The following is a 22,882-nucleotide window of genomic DNA, read 5'->3' as shown; positions in this document are numbered from 1 at the left end:
TTGCGTAGAGCTCGTCGAGCAGATATCTATGGCGCTTGCTGTAGAGTATCTTCTTAGAAAGATTGGCACAACGTGTAGGAAAAACAGTATATCCTCGCTTTAAATCCAGGAACACTTCTGAAACTCGAAGAAATCTACCAAATTCTTTGCCATCAAAAATCAAATTTTTTTGCCAATTGTTTTAATAAGCTCTTTGTATGGGCATTTACAAACGCTTACAACACAATTTCCCTTCCTCTACCCTTGTGATAATGTACCAATTCAGCAATACTTCGCCTACGCCGAATGTGCTGGTGAAATTCAGTCACTTAAGCCTATTCGCCGAATAGCTGTTGGCCGCTATCAATAGAATTGCCTGCCAGCATCCTGCAAGAATTTTGTTTTTTGGAGAACACTATGGGTCTGTGGAATAAGCTCAGCAATGAATTTATCGATATCGTCGAATGGCTGGATGACAGTCCCGATGTGATGGTGCATCGCTTTGAGCGCTATCAGAATGAAATCAAGATGGGTGCCAAGCTGACGGTGCGCGAAGGGCAGATTGCCATCATGGTCAATGAAGGCCAGATGGGCAAGGGCCAGGTGGCGGATGTGTTCACGCCTGGCATGTATGAGCTGTCGACCGAGAACATGCCTTTGCTGAGTACCCTCAAGGGCTGGAAGTATGGCTTTAACAGCCCTTTCAAGGCGGAAGTATATTTCTTCAAGACCACCCGCTTTACCAATATGAAGTGGGGCACGGCCGGGCCTGCCACCATGCGCGATCCTGAATTTGGCGTGGTACGTGTGACTGCCTTTGGTATTTATGGCATACGTATTACCGATGCCAAGGCCATGTTGTCTGAACTGGTAGGCACCAAGGCTGATTTTACAACCGCAGATATAGAAGAAAACCTGCGTGGCAAGATAGGCATGCGCATCAAGGAAGTAATGCCCGAGATTGGCGTGCCAGTGATAGACCTGGAAGCCAAGGTCACTGAAGTGGGCAAGCGCATACAAGAGAAAATTGCTGGCGATTTTGCCCAATATGGTTTGGAACTGTGCGAAGTGCAGGTGCAGGACATAGGTTTGCCGGAAGAAGTCGAGAAAGCCATCGATCAGCAGGGTGCGATGCGCGTGATCGGCAATATGAACCAGTTCGCCCAATACCAGGGTGCGCAGGCTTTGCGTGATGCAGCGCAAAACCCGGGCATGGCGGGTGCCATGATGGGCGTGGGCGTGGGTGGTATGTTAAGCCAGAGCATGGGCACAATGTTTGGTAATAATCCGCAACCTGCGGCAGCGCCTGCTGCCGCTCCTGCATCTGCACCAGCGGCAGGCGGTGGTATGCCGCCACCTTTGCCGACAGCAGTAGCTTATTTTGTCGCGCAAAATGGTGCACAGACCGGGCCGTTTGATCTGGGTGTGTTGCAATCGCATGTGGGCAATGGCAGTTTGACGCGTGACAGCCTGGTATGGCGTCAGGGCATGGCGGCCTGGGGCAAAGCGAGTGAACAGGCTGACTTGTCTGGCTTGTTTGCGGCGATGCCACCACCGCTGCCACCGCAATAAACTCCTGCTCTGATACAGCGTCGCAACTGATGGTTGCGGCGCTTTCTATTTTGTTTTGGAATCATCAAAGTGACCACAAAAAACTATCCCTGCAAATCCTGTGGTGCCAAACTCGAATATGCGCCTGGCCAGCACGCCCTGCAATGCCCGTATTGCGGTGCTAAAAATGATATCCCTGAAGACAAGGAAGCCACGGTCGCAGCGGTAGAAGAGCTGGATTATCAGGCTTACCTGGCAGAACAGGCTGGCAATGAACCCATGCTCGCCAGCCAGCATGTGAAATGCACAGGCTGCGGCGCAGAGTCGCAACTGGCGGCCAATCTGGTCTCTGACCGCTGCCCGTTTTGCGCGGTGCCGCTGATCGCTGCCAATGCTTATTCTGCACGCAAGATCAAACCGAAGGCGATCGCCCCATTTGATATCAAGGAATCAGAGGCACGCAGCAAGTTTGCCAACTGGATTACCGGCCTGTGGTTCGCTCCAAATGCGCTGAAGCAGGCTTACCGGGCCGAGCGTGGCCTCAAGGGCATCTACACCCCTTACTGGACGTATGATGCCGACAGCGACACTACCTATCAGGGCCAGCGCGGTGTCGATTACACGGTGACAGAAAACTATACTGAAAACGGTGAAACCAAGAGCCGCCAGGTGACGCGTACCAACTGGTACCCGGCAGTGGGCGCAGTGCAGGTGTCGTTTGATGATGTACTGGTGGTCGGTTCAAAAACCCTGCCGACTGCGTATGCAGAAAACCTCGCGCCATGGCGCCTGGAAAAACTGCAGGGTTACCGCGACGATTATGTATCAGGCTTTACGGTAGAAGCTTACCAGGTGGGCCTGGAACCTGGCTTTGTCGATGCCCAAGGCAAGATGGAAGGCGAAATCCGCGATGCCATCTGCCGTGATATCGGCGGCGACCACCAGCGCATCATCGCCATGCAGCCGCGCTATTCGAATATCAGTTTCAAGCACATCCTGTTGCCTATCTGGCTGTCGTCTTATAAATATGGCGACAAAACTTACCGCTTTCTGGTGAATGGCCAGACCGGCCAGGTGCAGGGTGAGCGTCCATATTCAGCGTGGAAAATTGCGGGGGCGGTGTTGCTGGCCATCGCAGTCGTCGTCGTGATCGTGATGCTCAATCACAAATAATCGAGTCAAGGTCAAGGGTCAAGACCTCTCAACACAGAGTCACGGAGACACAGAGGGTTCACAGAGAAAGTTCATTAGAGAATTTTCTCTGTGAACCCTCTATGACTCTGTGGTGAGCTTTTTGGTCTTTCAGAAATCCACCTAATTCAAAAGCTCAACGCTCCATCAACATATCCATCATGCGCTTGGGATTCGCCAGAAAATCCCGCGTGACCTTGTAGTGCTCGGTTTCTTCATAGGCAATTTCAGATATGCCTTCTTTGCCGCATTGATAAATACAGGCATCTGGATAAGCCATGAGTATCGGTGAATGGGTGGCGATGATGAATTGGAAATTGTCTTCAATCAGATCATGGATGCGTGACAAGACCGCGAGTTGCCTTTGTGGCGACAGTGCCGCTTCTGGTTCATCGAGTATATACAAGCCCTGGCCGCCAAAACGCTCTGTCATCAGTTTCAGGAATGATTCACCGTGCGACTGTTCATGCAATGAGATACCGCCATAGGAATTGATAATCGGCGGTGCAGGGTAAGAAGTATCTTCGTCCAGCTTTTCAATTTCTGTAGCCACATTGAAGAAACTCTCTGCACGCAAGAAGAAGCCATCGCGTGGCTTGCGCACACCCTTGGCAATACGCAGATATTCATCCAATACTGAATGTGAACGCCGCGTACCGAAGCTAAAATTCTTAGAGCCACCCTCTGCATTAAAGCCCAGGGAAACTGCAATCGCTTCGAGCAGGGTGGATTTGCCCGAGCCATTTTCACCAACGAAATAAGTGATCTTGGGATGCAGGTCTACATACTCGAAGTTTTTTATCGCTGGCAAAGAGAAGGGGTAGCGATCGAAAGATTCAACGATATCCCTGCGCAAGCTGACGCGGCTGACGTATTGTTTTGAAATCATGTTGAATCACAAATAATCAAGTCAAGGTCAAGACCCCTCAACACAGAGTCACGAAGGGAGGAAAGGTTGCTGGCAAGCAGCCTTCGCTACTCAGGCGAACGGCATACCGTTCGAATTCCCTGCTACACCACAGAGGGACACAGAGAAAAGCTCAAGCTCCGTGCCCCCTCTGTGTCTCAGTGTCTCTGTGGTGAGCTTTTTGGTCTTACAGCCTTCTACTCAAACTGCTTCCTGAACTCCGCAAACTGCGCACTCAAATCACTGACCTGCTGCTTGAGTTGGGCGACTTCTGCCTCCAGCTGGCTGACTCTGTCATTTTTTGAAGCGCCACTGGCACTGGAAAAACTGGAAGCTTCTGCTTGATCGAGGCTGGCTTCATCACAGGACAACAAGTGTGCGTAACGCGGTTCCTTGGTGCCTGGCGTCAGGTTCAAACGGGCGACCAGGGGGGGGTATTTGTCCATCAGGTAGTCCAGGCATTTTTCTACATCGGCGACACTGGCAAATTCATGCAGGCGGCCGACGCGGGCGCGGATTTCGCCAGCGGTCTGGAAACCGCGCAACATGAGTATGGTCAGCACGGCTACCTTGGGCTGGTCCAGCATCCATTTGATACGCATGCGGTGTTCATACTTGGCGACGCGGGCACCGGCCTGGTGGATGGCATTTACCAGCTTTTTGGTGGCCAGCCTGTCTATGGCTTCCAGCACTTCAGACTCGGTCACAGACATGACGGGGTCGCGGCTGGTGAGCTGGTTGCAGGCATTGACGAGGGTATTGAGTGACAGGGGATAATTGTCCGGGGTGGCGGCTTCTTTTTCTGCCAGCACACCAAGGACGCGCACTTCTACTGCGTCCAGGTATTGTGCATCTGCTGCCGGGCTGGCCGCTGTACTGCCTGATTCACTGGTGTTTTCTGTGTTCATGACTGTTCCTGAGATGATTGCTGCGAGCAACTTAGGTAACTTAAGCTCGCCTTAGCTTCATATTATCCTTAAAAATTGAAAATGTGACACTAGATGACGAGAACATTGCCATCTATTCGATTATTTTTAAAAAATCTTAACCCCTTTTGTTTTGCTGCTCCGTTTAATGCGTATGAAGCTCGTTTTTATGTAGAACAATATGGAGAACAAAATGAATAAATGGACATCTTTACTCGCAGCCCTGGCAATGGGGGCGATGGCCACGATGAGCACAATCGCAAGTGCAGGCCAGCTTGCTGGCGTCAGCATCATCAATCAAAGCACGGGGGAAAGGCTGCCTATATGGCGTCATCAGGGCAATAATTATGTGGCAGGCAAGCCCGGTGAGCGTTATGCGGTAGAAATCACCAACAAGACAGGCGGGCGTATTTTGTCGGTCTTGTCTGTCGATGGCGTCAATGTATTGACGGGTGCCACGGCATCACCCCAGCAATCTGGCTATGTATTGGCGGGACAGCAACCGGTAGAGGTAAAAGGCTGGCGCAAGAATATGGATGAAGTGGCGGCTTTCTACTTCACCCAGCTGCCTGATTCGTATGCGGCCCGCACGGGCAGGCCAGACAATGTCGGCGTCATCGGTGTTGCGCTGTTCAGGGAATACAGGGAGCCTGCGCCTGTAGAGCCCTGGTATTCACGCCGGGCTGAATCTGCCGCCCCTGCGCCTGCCCCTATCACCTCGGCCCCGCCTTCTGCTGAAGCGATGGGCAGTCTGGCAAAAAGCAAGTCTGACATGGCAGAAAAATCCATGGATGCCAGGATAGGCACGGGCCATGGTGAACGCATAGACAGCAGCGTCAGGAATACCGATTTCCGCCGTGCCAGCCAGCAACCTGACGAGATCATCAGTATCCAGTATGACACTTATGCCCATCTGGTAGCACGCGGCATCATCCCGCGTAGCCGCCATCAGGATGCCAATCCCTTCCCCGGCAGTTTTGTGCCAGACCCGAATTAAATCCCGGCTAAATAAAAATCAACAAAACGCAATGACTTGCAAGGCCGCTTGGGGGTTGCCCCAGGCCCTCGTTCAAACTAAAAATACAGGAATTGTCAATCATGAAAAAAACTGGCTACTACTTTAAAGCGCCTATCTTGTGCCCCTTGCTGCTGCTGATGCTGGGCGGCTGCCAGTTCGGTGACGTTGCAGAAACCGTGGCTACGACTGGGGACGTGACGGTCAACCCGCAAGCGGATGCCACGCCTTCCAGGCAAACTGGCGACAATAAAAACAAAGCCTTGGCATCCCAGGATGGGCAAAAACCGGTACTGGCCGCGGTCGCTGCGGAGCCTGCCCCAGCAGCATCAGCCAGGATCAAGCAAGTGCGCGCAGAAGAATTGCCAGCCTTGATCAATAGTTATTTCGACACGCATGAGGGCCGCAACCTGTATATACAGGTCGACAAGCCTTTGTACAAACCGGGAGAAACCATCTGGTTCAAAAGCTGGGACTTGAAAACCCGCAATTTGACGGGTGCCACAATAGAACAGGCCACGGTGGAATTGATTTCGCCCAAAGGCGCCAGCGTAAGCAAGAAGCGTTTGCGTGTCGATGCAGGCAGTGCAGCCAATGATTTTGAATTGCCTGCTGAGGCGCAAGGTGGTGAGTACAAGATACGTATAACAACCGGCGACGGCAAACAACTGGAGCGCGCCATCATCGTGTCTGCATTTGAAGCACCACGCGTGAAGAAAACCCTGGAATTCGTCAAAAAATCTTATGGTGCTGGTGAGCAGGTCAGCGCCACGATCGCTGTCAAGCGCCCTACTGGCGAGATCCTGTCAGGCAAACGCCTGGTCGCCGTGGCCACTGTCGACGGCGTGGAATTACCCCGCGTGAATGTCACGACAGATGCCACGGGTGAAGCACTGGTGAAATTTGATTTACCCAAGAACATCCGCACAGGTGATGGCTTGTTGACGATCTTGGTAGAAGATGGCGGTGTTACTGAATCGATTTCAAAATCCATCCCCATCCTGCAAAACAAGCTGGCGCTTTCTTTCTTCCCTGAGGGTGGCAAGATGGTGGCTGGCTTGCCGACCCGCCTGTATTTTGAAGCCAAGACCAGCCTGGGAAAACCGGCAGATACCGAGGGCAAGCTGGTCGATGACCTGGGTAATACGGTCGCCAAATTCAGCACCTATAAAAATGGCCTGGGCCGTGTGGCGTTTACGCCAGCTACCGGTCGCACTTATCATGCAGAAATCAGCAAGCCCAGTACTGTCACTGAGCATTATGCTTTACCGCTGGCAGAAGAAGCGGGCTGCGTCATGCGCAGCTATGATGACCTGGATGGACAAGAAAAAGCCTTGCGTGTCGCCGTGCAATGCAGCACCACGCAACAAGTCGTGGTTGCTGCCACCGTGCGTGAAAAATTATTGGATGCAGGCAGTATCGAGGCTGGCCCAGCCAGACCGGCAGTCATCTATTTAAAGGCCAAAGACCCTGCCACGACTGCTACCGCTGGCATTGCCCGCGTCACCCTGTTTAACCAGAACCTGAATCCACTGGCTGAACGTCTGGTGTTCCGCAATCGCCGCAACCGGCTTGAGATCAAGGTCGAACAAGACAAAAAAGCCTATGTGCCACGCGGTGAGGTTGCCCTGAACATCAGCACCAGAGATAGCAGCGGCAATGCCGTACTGGCAGAACTGGCGCTGTCTGTAGTCGATGACACGGTGCTGTCATTTGCCGATGACAAGAGCGCCAATATGCTATCGCGCCTGCTGCTGGAAAGTGAATTGCCCGGCAAGATAGAAGAACCTAATTTTTATACCGATCTGGGTGAAGACAAGAGTGCCCTGGCACTGGATATGCTGATGGGCACGCGTGGCTATAGACGCTTTGACTGGGTGCAGGTATTGACGTCTGTACAGCACATAACGATCACTGGCAGCAATATCCGCCGACAAAACATCAATGAGTCAGCACCTGCCAATCTTGTGCAGGTAGAGAGAGCCGTCCCCTTGGTACTGCCCATGGCAGCGCCTATGCCTGCACAAAAACCCGTAGCAGCGCCAGAGTTGAAAAAACTGGCTGCTGCACCAGCAGCACCGCAAAAACCTGTCGCAGCAAAAATGAAGGAAGAATTTGTTGCGGGCAATGTCATGGCCGCGGCCCCTCCGCAGGTGGAAGCACAATATTTTCCAACACCCCCTATGGCTGACAAGGATTTTGCCCGCGCTGAGGCGAGAGTGGAGGCCAGGCCAGTCATGATGGAACAGGCCTGGGCAACAGTGCGGGTATTCCCCGTTCCTGCCTATACGCCTGATTATGCCGGGCCGCGCGATGATTACCGCGACACGGTGCTGTGGGCACCTGCGGTAAAAACCGACAAGCAGGGCAAGGCGACCTTGAAGCTGGCCTTGTCGGATGCTGTCACGTCTTTCCGTGTCACGGCAGAAGGTGTCGGTGGTGGGCAAGCCGGGCATAGTGAAAACATCCTCAAATCATCCTTGCCATTTTCTTTATCAGCCAAGCTGCCGCTGGAAATATCAGCGGGAGACAAGCCGCTGATCCCCGTCACCCTGAGCAATGAAAGTGAACAAGCGGTTAAGGTCACGCTCAACAGTGATTTTGGCAAGCTTTTAAAAGCCAGTGGCAGCAAAGGCAAGGTCGATGCTATTGCTGCGGGCCAGCGCAAGAGCCTGTTTATCCCGATTGAAGTCACGGGTACTCAGGGCTTATCGCAGGTGCAATTGTCGGCAACTGCATCGGGCTTGAAAGATGAAGTCTTGCGCAGCATCCCCGTGGTCGCACCTGGTTTTCCGCAATTGCTGGAGAAGTCAGGGCAAATCAAGGGACAGATCACGCACGACATTGACCTCAGCAAAGCGAATAAAGGCAGTGTGCAGACGTCGATCAGGGTGTATACCTCGCCACTCGCTACCATGGTATCTGGCCTGGAAGGCATGTTGCGCGAGCCGTCTGGCTGTTTCGAACAAACTTCATCAACCAACTATCCTAACGTCATGATCATGCAATACCTGAAGCAGCATGATGTGGCCGACAGCGCCTTGCTGGAACGCACCAGCAAATTGCTGGACAGCGGCTACAAGAAACTGGCTGGCTTTGAATCACCGAAAAAAGGTTATGAATGGTTTGGCGGTGACCCCGGTCATGAAGCGCTGACTGCCTATGGCTTGCTGGAATTTGCCGATATGAAGAATATCTACGGTTCCGTCGACACTGCCATGCTGGCACGCACTGGAGCCTGGCTGAAAGCCAGACGTGATGGCAATGGTGGTTACCAGCGTGATGCCAAGGCGCTCGATAGCTTTGGCCGTGCTGCGCCAGAAGTCACTGATGCCTACATCACCTGGGCCCTGGTCAGCGCTGGTGAAACCGGGCTGGACAAGGAAATAGGCAAATCCGTCAAGCTGGCGGAAACCACGCAAGATGCCTATCAACTGGCACTGGCAAGCGGCACCATGCTGGCCCCCTCTGCAAAAGCAGCAGTATCAGAAAAATCCCGTCGCGCTGCCGTGGATAAACTGGCGGGCATGCAAAACGCTAACGGTTCCTGGACGAATGCAGATCATTCCATCACCCACAGTGGTGGCAGCAATCTGCATATAGAAACCACATCGCTGGCGGTGCTGGCCATGCTCAAAGCAGATGGCCATCTGGAGCAGGCACGCAAGGGCATTACCTGGTTGCAAGCCAACCGCAGCGGCTTTGGTCAATGGGGTGCGACCCAGGCCACTGTGCTGGCTTTGAAGGCAATGATCGCCTTTGACGAAGCAACCAGGGTTGCCCCCACGGCTGGCAAAGTCAGCCTGATTGTCGATGGTATCGTCGTCAGCGAGAAAAACTATGAGGCGGGTAAGCGTGAACCCTTGTTGTTCAATGATTTTGAAAACTTGCTGACACCTGGCAAGCACAATATCACGCTCAAAACCAGCAGCGGATCTGCTCTGCCGTATTCCATGGCGATTGAATACCGCAGCAATGAACCGGCCTCATCCAATACCGCCGTCATCAATCTGAGTACCAGCCTGGCTAAAGCTGATTTGAAGATGGGTGAAACCGTCAGGCTGGATGCGGTCATCAGCAATAAGACGCAAGCTGGCCAGCCCATGAGCCTGGTACGCCTGGGCTTGCCTGGTGGCCTGACTTTCCAGAACTGGCAATTGAAAGAAATGCGTGAAAAAGGACAGATCGCTTTCTATGAAACCCGTGCCCGTGAAGTGATACTGTATTTCCGTGACATGAAACCGGGCGAAGTGAAAAAGCTGGCAGTGGACCTGGTGGCAACAGTGCCAGGCAGCTATACCGGGCCAGCCTCTTCTGCCTATCTGTACTACAACGATACGGACAAGACGTGGACAACGCCGCTGGCAATACGCATCGCGCCTTAGTACAGGGCAAAGCCTGGCCTGAGCGTTTTTCTGGCAAGTTGATTATTGTCAGAAAAACGCTGAAAGCCGCTTGCTTGCGCTACAGTTTTACCTTAACGGTACATGGAAATTATGCTGGTGAGACGGGATTTTCCGTTAAACTAGCGGCCATGATGACCGAACCACAAACAGACGAGGCCTTGATGCTGCTCTATTGCGATGGCGACCTGCTCGCCTTCAAAGAGTTGTATCAGCGCCATCGCCTGGGTTTGTACCGTTTTATAGACTGGCGTTCGCCACGTCAGGAATGGGTAGATGAAATCGTGCAGGATAGCTGGGCGGCCTTGCATGCAGCCAGATCGCAATACACGCCCGTGGCTGGCTTCAAGACCTACTTGTACCAGATCGCCCGCAACCGCCTCATTGATCTGCTGCGTCAGAGAGAAAGCCTGCTCGACGCCGATCCTGAGCAATATGAGCACACGCTGGAAAGCACACAGGAATCCACACCGCTGACCAGGTCACCAGAAAAAAAGCTGGAAAAAAAACAGCAGACCGACCGTTTGCATGAAGCCATCAGGAGCCTGCCCAGCGAACAGAAAGAAGCGCTGGTCTTGCAGCAATTCAATGGCCTGAGTCTGGAAGAAATTGCCACCATTACCGCCGTATCAACGGAGACCGTAAAAAGCAGATTACGTTATGCCATGCAAAAATTGCGTGCCGAATTGCATACCCAGGCACAAGGGGAGCCAGCATGACATCCAGGAATGACGACATGCAAGACGCTGAGTTTGAGGGTTTCCTGCAAGGCAAGGGTGAACTTGCCAGCCTGCTGCAAAATTTGCCGCAGGCACAACCGTCGGCTGAGCTGGATGCGGCTATCATCGCCCAGGCAGAACGTGCCCTTGCAGCATCCACACCTGCATTGATGGTATCAGCAGCCAATGATGCCATAGGCCCGGAAGGCCACGGCAAACCACCCTCATTTTTATGGCGCTGGAAGTTGCCACTGAGCCTGGCTGCCAGCATACTGTTTGCTATACCAGTGGTCATGCAATACAAGCAGGAATCTTATACGACAGACCCTGTCACCGTCGCCTCGCCAAATGCACCGGTCTCGCAAGAGCAGGAGCATTCTGCATTGCCGCAACTTGCCCAGGCAGATTTGGCGAAAAAGACGAGGAGCGCAGAAGCCGCGGCACCTGCAGCAGCCGCGAATGATATCCCCCCCTCAGTCATGGAAGCCAGCAAGGCCAAAGAAAGCCAGGGAGCCACTGACGCCAGACGCACCAGTGTCGCAAAACCACATAGTGATCCCAGGCCAGCTGTTCAGCAAACTGACCCCATAGCAGCCACGGCTCCAGCTCCACCTGTGATGGTGGCCGTTGCACCGGAGCCTGTGAGGGTGACGATTACAGGGTCAAACATACGCAGACAAGATATGTCATCTGCGGCCCCCGTGCAGTCTATTGCCAGTTCAGCCGCCAGCGAAGAAAAAACGGTTGCGGACAATCAATACGCCAGCAATGCAACAATGCGCGCACCAATGGCGAGCCCCAGCCCTACCAAAGCAGAAGCCGCAGGCATGCTGGCCAAGGCTAGCGAAACGGAACCCAGGTCGCCCGCCGCGATTGCAGCAAAACCAGTAACGACAGTGCCTGAAAGCGCCATCATTGCTGACGTTACAGGTAAGGCAAAAGCCGATGCCGCCCAGGCAGATAAAAAAGCAAACATGCTGGCCGCCGCACCAGCCCAGCCAGCACCACGTCCGGTCATGGCTGCGCCCCCTGCTGCTGCACCGCCGCTATCAGCCGCACTGGCACCAGAAATACATCTGAGCGCCCATGACTGGTCACAGAAAATCGAGCAACTCTTGAAAAACCAGCGTAACAAGGAAGCACTGGAAGAATGGCGGAAATTCCGTGTCAGCTATCCAGATTTTGTGGTCGATAAATCTTTACAAAAGCAAATAGACACGCTGCAAAAATAAAAAGCCGGCGCATTTGCCAGCAGTGGCTCTGAGGATGGGCGTAAAATGAATTGCTCTTCAAGAATACTCATGGCCTTGCGGCAGATCACCTGACGCAAGAATAAGCAAGCGCAAGCACGGACATTATTTAGACATCAAAATGGACATCAATCAACACCGCCGTATCTTCATCACCCAGGTGGCAGGTGCCTGCCTGAGCATATGCACTGCAGCCAGCTATGCTGCTGACTCCATCCTGAAAGAAGATGACCCGGCAGCCAAACAACATGCCTATCTAGAAGACGCAAGTAAAGTCGACACCAAGCGCTTCCCCGACTTCAAGGACACACAAAAATGTGGCAGCTGCCAGTTATATGAAGACAAAGGCAAGGGCTGGGGCGGCTGTGGCATCTTCCCCGGCAAGCTGGTCAAAGAGAGTGGCTGGTGCGATGTCTGGGGCTGATTTTCATAGCGGAACTCAGTAGGAAATGCACGCGACGCTAGTATCGTAATGCGTACAATATTTGCATGCGTCGCAAAAATACATCAACTATTTGAATAAATTCGTCATGCCATGCTTGTTTTTATAAAAAAGCTGTGGCAAGATACGTACATCAACCAAGCAACACACTCTATTTAGGAATGACCGTGAAAACAACTTTGATACAAGAACTGACACAAAACTTGCGCAAGACAGCGCGGGCTTTGACGTCGCTTGGCAGAGTTGAAGCAAATGCGAACAGTACATGGCATGCCTATGCAGCCTCGTTTCGCACAAGCCGCACAAGCGAAAATACACGCACAACTAAAGATACAGGTAGTGAAATATCCAGTGATGTCAGCCCAATTAATTTTGCGGCCACATGGTTTAGCAACACAAGCATTCGAGGGGAAACCCTGAAGGTCACAGGCGGCAGTTAAAGCCACCCAAGACCCTAAGCGCTGAAAAGCCCGGATGCCCTGAAAAGCTCCGGGCTTTTTGATTTTTTGGTGTCATTTTTGAATTTAGATTTGTTGGTTTGCATGTTGTATGACAAGACCAACCACAGCAGTTAAACCCGCCAACGCGGTCGTGACCGGACAACACCGGACCATGGAAGCTCTTTAACAATTTGGGAAGTTCAACAGTTTTATCCCAAGGGCAGGAATATCTGCTTTTGGGGTAAGGCTAAATACAAAAACTCGTTTCATCATTGAAGATGAAACACGTTTATATGCGGGTGTAGCTCAAAGGCAGAGCTGAAGCCTTCCAAGCTTACGGTAAGAGTTCGATTCTCTTCTCCCGCTCCATCATGAAAGTGACTTTATAAGTACTTACTATTGCCGAGGTTTTTTTCATGATGTCTTTGTCGTCTAAAGGTTAGGACAGCTGACTTTCTATCAGCTAATGGCGGTTCGATTCCGCTCAAGGACTCCAGCATCAACAGTTTTAAGGATGGTTGCCCGAACGGTAAGGGGTGCGGCTGTAACCCGCAAGCACGCTAGACGTAGGTGGTTCAATTCCATCACCATCCACCATTTTTGTGTCTCAAGCTAAACAGGTGAAAGCGCCGTTTTGAAAAATCGGAGAGCGTGGACAGAACTCATCTCATCAATGGGAGTGAGTGCGAACAAGACGATTTGGGATGCAGTGCAAGGCGTGACGTGCAGCTAAAGCTTCTGCCTTAGCAAGCGGCACAACGCAGCAATGCGCCCAAATCGTCAGTTCCCGAAGGGTTTGCCTCATAACGCGTGCTGGACTGCGTTGGACTCGTTATCAATAGACAAAGCTATTGACTGCCTCGTCCGCCTTGCCAGCCCACGTTATGAGACAAACGCATCTCACTCCCATTGAGGAGATGAGTTCTAGCTACCACGGGGACGCACCATTTTATTCGCAGTAAATAGCTTGGCATTTTCAAGCCATGTGCAATTGCCTTACAGATTACGGGGGTGTAGCTCAGTTGGTAGAGCGCCTGCTTTGCATGCAGTATGTCGTCGGTTCAATTCCGTCCACCTCCACCATTTTTTTTATTTCAATAACAGGAGTAAATCATGAAGCAAAAGACCAGGCATCGTCAGATGCCACACTTAATCATCTCACGGGATGTAGCTCAAAGGTAGAGCATCCGGCTTTTAACCGGACGGCGAGAGTTCGATTCTCTCTATCCCGACCAGCAAGAATACCGATTAAAGCGTAGTCGTTTTAACCGATGTTTTTGAACGTATTTCTTCAACAGCGATAGCTGTATTTCAGTTTAATTCCCCGATAGCTCAGCTGGCAGAGCGATGCACTGTTAATGCATCTGTCCCTGGTTCGAATCCAGGTCGAGGAGCCATAACGTCCCTTTAGCTCAGTGGGAGAGCAACCGGCTCATAACCGGTGGGTCGCTGGTTCAAAACCAGCAAGGGGCACCAATTTATCTTTACTTGCATAGCTCAATTGGTCAGAGCGTTGCCTTGATAAGGCAGAGGCTGATGGTTCAACTCCATCTGCAAGTACCAGTTTTTGTATGCATTTCATCAGCATGAAATGCATAGCCATTATCTCAGTAGCTCAATTGGCAGAGTCGCGGTCTCCAAAACCGAAGGTTGCAGGTTCAAGTCCTGCCTGGGATGCCAAACATTTTTTCTCGCCTTAGCTCAGTTGGAAGAGCGCAACAATACGAATGTTGAGGCCGCAGGTTCGACCCCTGCAGGCGGGTCCAGTTTTACCGTGTGATCAAGTGATCCTCACTACCTCACCAGTGGGATGTGCAGACGCACATGCGCGGTATTTTTTGAAGGAAGATTCGCATAATGGTATTGCACCGGGTTGCTAACCCGGCGGGTTCTCACGAGCCTATGTGCGTTCGAGTCGCACATCTTCCGCCAGTTTTTTGCCTCATTAACTCAATGGTAGAGTCCCCGCCTGTCTAGCGGGTTGCCAGCGGTTCGATTCCGCTATGGGGCGCCAATTTTCGCCGGTTTAGCTCAGTTTGGTAGAGCAACTGATTTGTAATCAGTGGGTCGCGGGTTCGAGTCCTGCAGCCGGCACCAGTCATGGAAGCGTGGCAGAGTGGTCTATTGCACCTGTCTTGAAAACAGGAGGCCTGAAAAGGACCGTGAGTTCGAATCTCACCGCTTCCTCCACATCATTACGTGTCAGTAGCTCAAAGGATAGAGCCCCGGTCTTCTACGCCGACTGTTGCAGGTTCAAGTCCTGCCTGACGCACCATCTTTGATCGCCACACACAGACCCGTTTCGGCCTTGCCGATTCGTGGCGGTCAATCCCCATTCCCACCTCAATGTCGAGATTTAGCTCAGTTGCCAGTGCATTCGCTTTTTTCAAGATGCTATATGCTAGTAGTCGCTGATTCAAATCCAGCAATCTCGACCAATATCCCATACTTCACTATCTACTCCTCACTCTATTCAAATACAATTGTCATCACCTTAAAATGCGCATACAAAAATAAAAAGGAATCTCCATGAGAAAATTAGTCACGATCAGAACCGTCAGCAACATCAGACCTATCCCTGACGCAGATGCCATAGAATGCGCGAGCGTGGATGGCTGGTCTGTGGTCGTCAAGAAAAATGAATTCCAGATTGGCGATGCCTGCGTCTATTTTGAGATCGATTCCTTCCTGCCTTTGAGCGATGCACGTTTTGCTTTTCTTGAAAAAAACAAAATCATCTGGAATGAAAAACCCGGGATAAGGTTGCGCACCATTAAACTGCGTGGGCAGATTTCACAGGGCATGATACTGCCACTGAATCAGTTTCCGGAATTGGCCGGACTTGCCAATGACGGAGACACAGATTTTAGCCAGATACTGGGCATAGAAAAATGGGAGCCTGTCATTCCTGCTTCATTGTCTGGTGAAGTGGAGGGTGCTTTTCCTGAATACATACGCAAGACGGATCAGGAGCGTATACAGAACCTGACTGAAATTTTGAGTGATCAGGCACAAGAAGAATTTGAAGTGACAATCAAGCTCGATGGTTCCAGCATGACGGTCTTTCACAATGCAGGTGTCTCTGGTGTGTGCGGCAGGAACTGGTGGATCAGGGAATCTGAAACCAATAGTCTGTGGCGCGTGGCAAGACAGAATAAAATACTGGATGCTCTAATTGCTTATGGCCGTAATCTGGCACTACAAGGTGAGATCATAGGTGAAGGCATACAGGGCAATCCTGAAAAACTGCGCGGCCAGGACTTTTATCTGTTCGATATTTTTGACATAGCTGCGGGCAGATATCTGGGCAGGGAAGAACGTCAGCAAGCACTGACAGCGCTACGTGAACTGGGTGCTACCGTACATGAAGTACCGTGGCTGGAAAACATGACACTGGGAAATTTTGGCGGCGATATTACCAAGGTGCTTGACTATGCTGAGGGCGGTTCATTGAACCCAACCACGGCCAGAGAGGGTGTCGTCTTCAAGCGCCTGGATGGCAGCATGTCGTTCAAGGCGATTTCAAATACATATTTACTGAAACACGCAGACAGGTAGGAAGATCATGGGTGGAAATGCATTAAAGGCTGAGTCAATTCGTTTACCAGCAGCCAGGTATAGCGAAGTGGAACATCATGCCGTCACTACATTGCGGCAGCATTTTCCAGAGCGCCGTATTGAGGCTGTGATGGCTTATGCTGACAAGGCAGACTTTGGCGATCTTGATATCCTGGTAGAAGCTGGTGAGGACTACAATGCAGCGCAACTCGCTGTGGCATTGCAGGCGACCGAAGTGGTCTTTAATGGTGATGTCACCAGCATGGGTCTGGCGGTAGCTGAAGGCGTGTTCCAGCTTGATTTGATCAGGACAGAATCTGACTCATTTGATTTTGCTTCTCGCTATTTTGGTTTTAATGATTTTGGTAATCTGATAGGTCGCATCGCGCATAAATTTGGCGCCAAGTTTGGCCATCTTGGCTTGCTGTATCCATTGCGTGCACCGGATGACAAAGATCATTTGCTTGCTGAATTGTGCATTACCAGAGATTTCAGTGAGGCGCTGAAGTTGCTGGGCTATGATGCCTTGCTGTATGAGCGCATGCGTGCAAATGGTCAATTCAAAAACCTGCAAGATATCTTTCGCTATGTCGTCTCTTCACCCTATGTGAATCGAGAAATTTACCTGCTGGATAATCGCAATCATAAGGCCAGGATACGTGATGCCAAGCGGGCGACTTATAACGCCTTTTTGTTGTGGCTCGATGAGCAGGATGAAATCAAATTGCCAGCCTACCCTTGGGCAGAAGCTGGCACGGCAGCACGTGACGAGCAAAAGCAGAAATTTCTGGAAGCGACTTTCATACTCTTTCCAGATTTCAGACAGGTTTATGATCAGGCGCTGGAAAAATACGCCCGCAAGAAACAATTGAAACTGCAATTCAATGGTGAACTTGCGGCTGAAATTACTGGCTTGTCAGGCAAGCAGTTAGGTGAATTAATGGCGCAAGTGCGTCATTCATTTGTTGATGAAAGCAGTTTTGAAAACTTCTTTCTCGAAGCTGACTCTGACGCTGTCAAAGTCAGGTTCTTAAAGGAAGCCGCATTACTCCTGTCGTCATGAACTTCCCAAATAAGGCTGCCTGCGAATTCAGGGGGTAACCAGACCGTCCATGCGGATTACTTCAAAACTGCTGCCCTTGACACTGCCCAGTTCTGACACCAGTTTGTCATTATTCCAGCGTGCATCTGGTGCGCCGCTGATGTACCAGTTGGAGCCATTGTCGGCTACCAGCATGCCATAGGTTTTCATGGCTTGCAGGATGGCCCTGGTTTCGTTGGAGAAATTGGCAGGTATCTGGTAACTGGCTTTCAGGCGCACGCGCATGCCCATGGGTGGTAGGGTATTGCTGGTATTCGATGAAGCGTAGTGAGTCGCTGGTGCTACATAGGCGCGGCGACTACGGCTGACGGTAAAGCGCAAGGCATGACGTATAAGGCCACTGGCAGCTTCTTCATACCTTACCAGACCGGGGAAGATAGGCAGACCTGCGGCGTCGGCACTGGTCCAGCCTGGTTTGCCGCCTGGCCTGACAGTGTTGGATGTCAGGTCAAATATCGCACCGCCACTGACCTTCCAGTTAGCAGCTGTTTGTGGATAGGCATTGCCGACTTCATACAGGCGGTTGGCATCGCGGTCTATCACCAGTACGTGGCGGTCGCCATCGAAGTTGCTGCCATTGGCTTTCTGCCCTTCTATGGGTGCATTGGCAGGGATGGGATAAGGACCGGGATCGCTTTCATCGCCATAGTCGGTGAATTGCACACTGACCTTGGGCTGGCTGCCAGCGACGACGGCATAGGGGATACCTATCGGTGCGCCATCGTACAAGCCGGCACCAAAGTCGGGGTGCAAGCCAGTGTTTAATCCTATGCTGTTAATCAATGCATCAGAGGCAGGATCAAGCGCAGCTTTGGAGATATCAGTATTCCAGGCATTATTGGCAGGGAAAGGCAGGCTGCCATTCAGATTGGCACCAGCACCCAGATCAGCCTTGCGCAAATCGCCATAGATGGCATTGCCTGCAGTATTGCCCGTGCCCGCGCTGTTCACAGTCACCGTGACGCTGGCACTGGTCGTGCAAGTCGCGCTACAGGCCGAATTGCTGGCAATCAGGGTGTAAGTCGTCGTCGTGGCTGGATTGACAGCAAGGCTGCTGCCCGTGACTGCGTTGCCATTCAGCGTCATGCCAGTGGCACCACTGACTGTCCAGTTCAACTGGCTGGCTGATCCTATGGTAATACTGGCAGGATTGGCGCTGAAACTGTTGATGACAGGGGCTGTAGCGGTAGTTGTGCCTGTACTGCTACCCGTACCAGTTGTACCAGTCGTTGTACCAGCCGTTGAGCCAGTCGTTGAGCCTGTAGAGCCAGACGTACCCGTATTGACGGGTGAAGAACCACCGCCACCACCGCCACAGGCAGCTACAGTCAATATCAGAGCGAGAGACGAGAGTTTTTTTAAGGAATTGGATGGCATGGTATTACTCCTGAGCGGACAGTCAGCCTAGTCTTGAAACAGGGGAGCGACAATACCAATTGCATTTTCTTACAAATTGCCAGACTGAAAACATGTATCATTTTTTATAAAATCATTCTCAAAGATCGCCATGAACACGACTAGCCTGCCACTGGAAGAACAAGAACATCCTATAGACCCTGCCATACGCGCAGAAATCAATGCGACCCTGCAGCGGGTAGAACAGATGCATGATGTCAAAATCTTGTTTGCCTGCGAATCAGGCAGCCGGGGCTGGGGCTTTGCCTCGCCGGATAGTGACTATGATGTGCGCTTTATCTATGCTAACAAACTGGACTGGTATCTGACTGTTTTTCCTGGGCGCGATGTCATAGAATTACCTGTCAATGAAATCTATGATGTCAGCGGCTGGGATGTGCGCAAGGCCCTGGGCTTGCTGCGCAATGGCAATGCGACCTTGATAGAATGGCTGTCGTCACCAGTGGTGTATGCGGCTGATCCTGTCTTCCTGCAAGCCTTGCAGGAAGCCGCACGTGAAGTGCATAGACCAGAACGGGCTTACTATCATTATCTGCATATGGCCAGTAAAAATTATCGTGAGCACTTGCGCGGTGAAATGGTCAAACTGAAAAAATACCTGTATGTATTGCGTCCCCTGTTGGCTTGCCTGTGGATAGAACAAGACCTGGGGCCGGTGCCCATGCGTTTTCAGGAGATGGTGGATGCGACCATTGAAGATCAGGAATTACTGGCTGCGATCGCCGAATTATTGTTCATCAAACGGCGTGCCAAGGAATCAGAATTATCTGTGCCTATGCCTGTCATCAACCGATTTATCGAAAGCCAGCTGGAAAGACTGGACAGTGTCAGGACCAGCAGTACCGGTGACATGGATTTCTCTGTGCTGGACCGGCTTTTGCTGGATACGGTGATGAAGAAAACTGCATAAGTCTGTAGGGTGCGCACGGCGCACCCTACCAGGCACAGGCCGCGTCTGATCTTTCTATCGCTCCAGATTTGCAGGGTGCGTTGTAACGCACCGTCTTTGCCCATGTATCATCGAGCATACGCGTCGGAAAATAGTGCAAATGCTGCCCCCACCAGACGCAATGATGCTGGTTTATCATGTAACTGTTTTAAGAAAATTGGGCCGCCCAACAGGAAATCGCAATTTCAACCATAATGGTTTTCTTCCCATTTGGAATTGCCCGCTCATGTCTTCCTCTTACCCTTTATCCATACTCGATCTGTCCCCCATTGCCGAAGGCAGTGATGCGGCGCAATCTTTCCGCAATTCGCTGAGTCTCGCCCAGCATGGCGAAAGCTGGGGCTATCAGCGTTACTGGCTGGCAGAACACCATGGCATGCCCGGCATAGCCAGTGCTGCCACTGCGGTATTGATAAGCCATATCGCTGGCGGCACCAAAAGCATACGCGTAGGTGCTGGCGGCATCATGCTGCCGAATCATGCGCCGCTGGTTATTGCTGAACAATTTGGTACGCTGGAGTCACTCTACCCTGGCCGCATAGACCTGGGCCTGGGGCGTGCGCCAGGTTCAGACCAGCGCACGGCCCGCGCCTTGCGCCGTAACCTGGCCAGTGATGCAGATGAGTTCCCGCAAGATGTGGCAGAACTGATGGATTACCTCAGTGATGAATCGCAGCAGGCGGTGCGTGCTGTACCTGGCCATGGTTTGAAAGTGCCGGTCTGGATTTTGGGTTCCAGCCTGTTTGGTGCACAACTGGCTGCAGCCATGGGCTTGCCATATGCCTTTGCTTCGCATTTCGCACCACAGCAAATGATGCAGGCGATAGAAATTTATCGCGCTACTTTCCGCCCTTCGGCGCAATTGGCCAAACCGTATGTCATGCTGGGCTTTAATGTCTTTGCTGCAGATACCGATGAAGAAGCCTATTACCTGGCCAGCTCTGCCCAACAGGCTTTCATCAATTTACGTAGCGGTCGTCCGGCAAAACTGCCTTTGCCTGCGCATGATTTTTTGCAGAAAATCGGCCCGCAAGAGCATGCCTTGCTGGAGCAGGTTTTGTCATGCTCAGCCATAGGTGCAACAGATACTATCGCAAAAAAAATGCAGGCATTCATCGCTCATACAGGTGCAGATGAATTGATGATTACGGCACAAATACACGAGCATGCTGCGCGTTTGCATTCTTATGAAATCGCTGCGCAAGCCGGTTTAACAATGAAGCCTGTCATCAACATTTGAAGTGAAATTTTCTTCTTGAAAATTGGCACAGGTGACAGGGAACTCATCGCCTTTTTTGCTTGTCTTAAGATGCACTATAACTTTGGAGACAAGTAAAACATGAAACATATCGCGCATCATTTTACTTATACGGCTATCGCAGCACTGTTCGCTGCGACCAGTCTGACTGGAAATGCTCAAGCACAAAATAGTGTGCCAGCAACACCTGCTGCATGGTCAGATACATTTAAAAAAGACCTGGATCTGGCTTATCAGGAAACCCTGGAAAACCATCCAGGCACCCATGATCCACATAAGCCGGAATTTCGCAAAAATCTGGAAGCCGCACGTAATAATGCTCTGGCCCTGGCCGACCAGGTAAAAGATGCGGCAGGCTATCAGGCTGCCTTCAATCGTTTCAATGTCAGTCTGCATGATGGTCATGCCGGTGCGCAGGCAACGCTACCTCCAAGCCTGGCACCAGGCTTGCGCTGGCCAGGTTTCATGACGGTCTGGCGTGGCGATGGTTTATATGTTTATGCATCAGAAAGCGAGCAGCCTGCTGTTGGAGCCAAGCTTGTCAGTTGTGATGGCAAACAGATTAAAGACCTTGTCATGGAAAATGTTTTTTCCTACAAGGGCCGCAGTGACGAAGCGGGACACTGGTGGTATTTTGCCAGACAGCTCATGATAGATTATGGCAATCCCTTTATACAAATGCCCAAGCAATGTGTGTTCAGCCATCAGGGCAAGACACTGACACATGCGCTGTCCTGGCAGCCTGTCACTACTAATTTCGAAACCTGGCGCACGCGTTCTCACAATGGCGAGATCTTACCTACAGGTTTGACAGAGCCTAAAAAGAATTTGTTATGGGTCGCCATGCCTAATTTTCAACCCGACCAGGCCGAACGCGAAACTTTCAATAAAATGACACAGGAAATCGCTGATCACCGCGATCGTGCATTGCATGCGCAGGCCATCGTCATTGATTTACGTGGGAATCAGGGTGGTTCTTCTGAGTGGAGTGAAAATTTTGCTGAGGCCTTATGGGGCAAGAGTCGAGTCGATAGGCTAATGGCAGCATATTCTCCCAATACCGACGTCTGGTGGCGTGCTTCCAGGGATAACACCAGCTATGTGCAGAGCCTGGTAACGATATTCGCTGGCGAAAACAGAGCAGACACCGCCGCCTGGGCAAAACGCCATGCCGATGGCATGCAGGCGGCATTGGATAAGGGCGATAAGTTCTATATAGAATCTTCCACCGGACCAAAAGCACCAGCACCCACTCCTGGCGATGCCGTGCCAGACAATACTGTAGAACTGAAAACCCCGGTCTATGTCATCGTCCCTGGTCAATGTGCCAGTGCCTGCCTGGATGCGCTGGACGTATTCACACGTTTCGACAATACCAAACTCATAGGTGCGCCGAGTTCGGCAGATTCCACTTATATGGAAATCCGCATCAAGGCCCTGCCATCTGGATTAGCCAGAGTGGTTATCCCTAACAAGGTTTATGTCAATCGTGCCAGGGCAGCCGGGCAGATTTATACACCTGCCATTACGGTTACCGACATCGCATGGTCGACTGAAAATTTCTTGAAAGTGGTCGAAGCTGATCTGCTGAAATCCAGACAAGCCAGATAATTCATAGCAAGGCTGTAGCAAACCAAAAGCCCGCAATTGCGGGCTTTTTTAAGATGCGAAATTAGATTAAAAAAAAGCCTGCGCACACCTCGTTGCGCAGGCTATAAATTGCTGACCAGAGAACAATTGGTCTTATCAGCAAGAGGGAAGCGTTACAGATTAAAA

16 protein-coding genes and 16 tRNA genes are annotated in these 22,882 nt (G+C 51.5%); 29 read left to right on the top strand and 3 right to left on the bottom strand.

The genetic code is table 11. The annotated features are described in order from the left end of the window. Positions 1-396 precede the first annotated feature (396 nt). Positions 397-1,551, top strand: coding sequence for an SPFH domain-containing protein (locus tag ACO0LF_RS06910; RefSeq protein ID WP_423013220.1), 1,155 nt, complete (start codon positions 397-399; stop codon positions 1,549-1,551). Between the two features lie 69 nt (positions 1,552-1,620). Next, a complete protein-coding gene (locus ACO0LF_RS06905; RefSeq protein ID WP_423000131.1) occupies positions 1,621-2,703 on the top strand; it encodes a hypothetical protein in 1,083 nt (360 codons plus the stop codon). Between the two features lie 154 nt (positions 2,704-2,857). Here ACO0LF_RS06905 and ACO0LF_RS06900 read toward each other — a convergent pair whose 3' ends face one another. Beyond that, complete coding sequence (locus ACO0LF_RS06900) at positions 2,858-3,610, bottom strand: AAA family ATPase (RefSeq protein WP_423013218.1); 753 nt, start codon at positions 3,608-3,610, stop codon at positions 2,858-2,860. A 215-nt stretch (positions 3,611-3,825) separates the two neighbouring features. Continuing rightward, positions 3,826-4,536, bottom strand: coding sequence for a YceH family protein (locus ACO0LF_RS06895; protein ID WP_423013217.1), 711 nt, complete (start codon positions 4,534-4,536; stop codon positions 3,826-3,828). 211 nt (positions 4,537-4,747) lie between these two features. Between ACO0LF_RS06895 and ACO0LF_RS06890 the strand changes: the two genes are divergently transcribed. The 24 genes from ACO0LF_RS06890 (at position 4,748) to ACO0LF_RS06775 (ending at position 17,444) form a co-directional block, all read left to right on the top strand. Continuing rightward, positions 4,748-5,551, top strand: a complete 804-nt coding sequence (locus ACO0LF_RS06890) for a hypothetical protein (protein ID WP_423013215.1) — start codon at positions 4,748-4,750, stop codon at positions 5,549-5,551. A 101-nt stretch (positions 5,552-5,652) separates the two neighbouring features. Further along, the gene (locus ACO0LF_RS06885; RefSeq protein ID WP_423013213.1) at positions 5,653-9,954 is read left to right on the top strand and encodes an MG2 domain-containing protein; all 4,302 of its coding nucleotides are present in this window, start codon (positions 5,653-5,655) and stop codon (positions 9,952-9,954) included. Continuing rightward, positions 9,918-10,691 (top strand): sigma-70 family RNA polymerase sigma factor, encoded by a 774-nt coding sequence (locus ACO0LF_RS06880; protein WP_423013211.1) that lies wholly within the window; start codon positions 9,918-9,920, stop codon positions 10,689-10,691. The genes ACO0LF_RS06885 and ACO0LF_RS06880 overlap by 37 nt, the downstream gene beginning before the upstream one ends. After that, positions 10,688-11,923, top strand: coding sequence for a hypothetical protein (locus tag ACO0LF_RS06875; protein ID WP_423013209.1), 1,236 nt, complete (start codon positions 10,688-10,690; stop codon positions 11,921-11,923). Before ACO0LF_RS06880 ends, ACO0LF_RS06875 begins: the two co-directional genes overlap by 4 nt. Before the next feature lie 139 nt (positions 11,924-12,062). Continuing rightward, positions 12,063-12,365, top strand: coding sequence for a high-potential iron-sulfur protein (locus ACO0LF_RS06870; protein WP_423013207.1), 303 nt, complete (start codon positions 12,063-12,065; stop codon positions 12,363-12,365). 185 nt (positions 12,366-12,550) lie between these two features. Beyond that, entirely contained in the window at positions 12,551-12,823 is a 273-nt protein-coding gene (locus ACO0LF_RS06865; protein ID WP_423013205.1) for a hypothetical protein, read from the top strand. A gap of 295 nt (positions 12,824-13,118) precedes the next feature. Continuing rightward, positions 13,119-13,192: transfer RNA gene (locus tag ACO0LF_RS06860), tRNA-Gly, on the top strand. Positions 13,193-13,244: 52 nt separating this feature from the next. Further along, a tRNA-Glu gene (locus ACO0LF_RS06855) sits at positions 13,245-13,319 on the top strand. A gap of 16 nt (positions 13,320-13,335) precedes the next feature. Beyond that, positions 13,336-13,420 (top strand) — tRNA-Tyr (locus tag ACO0LF_RS06850). Positions 13,421-13,830: 410 nt separating this feature from the next. Continuing rightward, a tRNA-Ala gene (locus tag ACO0LF_RS06845) sits at positions 13,831-13,906 on the top strand. Between the two features lie 78 nt (positions 13,907-13,984). Next, a tRNA-Lys gene (locus ACO0LF_RS06840) sits at positions 13,985-14,058 on the top strand. A gap of 86 nt (positions 14,059-14,144) precedes the next feature. Beyond that, positions 14,145-14,220, top strand: a tRNA-Asn gene (locus ACO0LF_RS06835). Between the two features lie 4 nt (positions 14,221-14,224). Continuing rightward, a tRNA-Ile gene (locus ACO0LF_RS06830) sits at positions 14,225-14,299 on the top strand. 10 nt (positions 14,300-14,309) lie between these two features. After that, positions 14,310-14,386: transfer RNA gene (locus ACO0LF_RS06825), tRNA-Ile, on the top strand. A gap of 41 nt (positions 14,387-14,427) precedes the next feature. Then, positions 14,428-14,503 (top strand) — tRNA-Trp (locus ACO0LF_RS06820). A gap of 10 nt (positions 14,504-14,513) precedes the next feature. Further along, positions 14,514-14,589, top strand: a tRNA-Arg gene (locus ACO0LF_RS06815). A gap of 77 nt (positions 14,590-14,666) precedes the next feature. Beyond that, positions 14,667-14,755, top strand: a tRNA-Ser gene (locus tag ACO0LF_RS06810). 7 nt (positions 14,756-14,762) lie between these two features. Then, positions 14,763-14,837: transfer RNA gene (locus ACO0LF_RS06805), tRNA-Asp, on the top strand. Positions 14,838-14,843: 6 nt separating this feature from the next. Then, positions 14,844-14,920 (top strand) — tRNA-Thr (locus ACO0LF_RS06800). Between the two features lie 5 nt (positions 14,921-14,925). Next, positions 14,926-15,013, top strand: a tRNA-Ser gene (locus ACO0LF_RS06795). Positions 15,014-15,022: 9 nt separating this feature from the next. Next, positions 15,023-15,098, top strand: a tRNA-Arg gene (locus ACO0LF_RS06790). Positions 15,099-15,173: 75 nt separating this feature from the next. Continuing rightward, positions 15,174-15,261: transfer RNA gene (locus ACO0LF_RS06785), tRNA-OTHER, on the top strand. A 91-nt stretch (positions 15,262-15,352) separates the two neighbouring features. Next, positions 15,353-16,381, top strand: a complete 1,029-nt coding sequence (locus ACO0LF_RS06780) for an RNA ligase (ATP) (protein WP_423013203.1) — start codon at positions 15,353-15,355, stop codon at positions 16,379-16,381. A 7-nt stretch (positions 16,382-16,388) separates the two neighbouring features. After that, the gene (locus tag ACO0LF_RS06775; protein ID WP_423013201.1) at positions 16,389-17,444 is read left to right on the top strand and encodes a hypothetical protein; all 1,056 of its coding nucleotides are present in this window, start codon (positions 16,389-16,391) and stop codon (positions 17,442-17,444) included. Between the two features lie 27 nt (positions 17,445-17,471). Here ACO0LF_RS06775 and ACO0LF_RS06770 read toward each other — a convergent pair whose 3' ends face one another. After that, positions 17,472-18,860 carry a hypothetical protein gene (locus ACO0LF_RS06770; protein ID WP_423013199.1) on the bottom strand — a complete coding sequence of 463 codons (1,389 nt, stop codon included), beginning with the start codon at positions 18,858-18,860 and terminating at the stop codon, positions 17,472-17,474. Positions 18,861-18,990: 130 nt separating this feature from the next. Between ACO0LF_RS06770 and ACO0LF_RS06765 the strand changes: the two genes are divergently transcribed. From ACO0LF_RS06765 to ACO0LF_RS06755, 3 genes are all read left to right on the top strand, one after another. Then, the gene (locus tag ACO0LF_RS06765; RefSeq protein ID WP_423013197.1) at positions 18,991-19,809 is read left to right on the top strand and encodes a nucleotidyltransferase domain-containing protein; all 819 of its coding nucleotides are present in this window, start codon (positions 18,991-18,993) and stop codon (positions 19,807-19,809) included. 265 nt (positions 19,810-20,074) lie between these two features. Continuing rightward, positions 20,075-21,088, top strand: a complete 1,014-nt coding sequence (locus tag ACO0LF_RS06760) for an LLM class flavin-dependent oxidoreductase (RefSeq protein WP_423013195.1) — start codon at positions 20,075-20,077, stop codon at positions 21,086-21,088. Positions 21,089-21,187: 99 nt separating this feature from the next. Next, entirely contained in the window at positions 21,188-22,717 is a 1,530-nt protein-coding gene (locus ACO0LF_RS06755) for a S41 family peptidase (RefSeq protein ID WP_423013193.1), read from the top strand. The last annotated feature ends 165 nt before the right edge of the window (positions 22,718-22,882 follow it).

Origin of the sequence: Undibacterium sp. Di27W (assembly GCF_049340345.1) — a bacterium.
In the GTDB taxonomy this organism is placed as follows: domain Bacteria; phylum Pseudomonadota; class Gammaproteobacteria; order Burkholderiales; family Burkholderiaceae_D; genus Undibacterium.
This window is presented reverse-complemented; position numbering and strand designations above follow the sequence as displayed.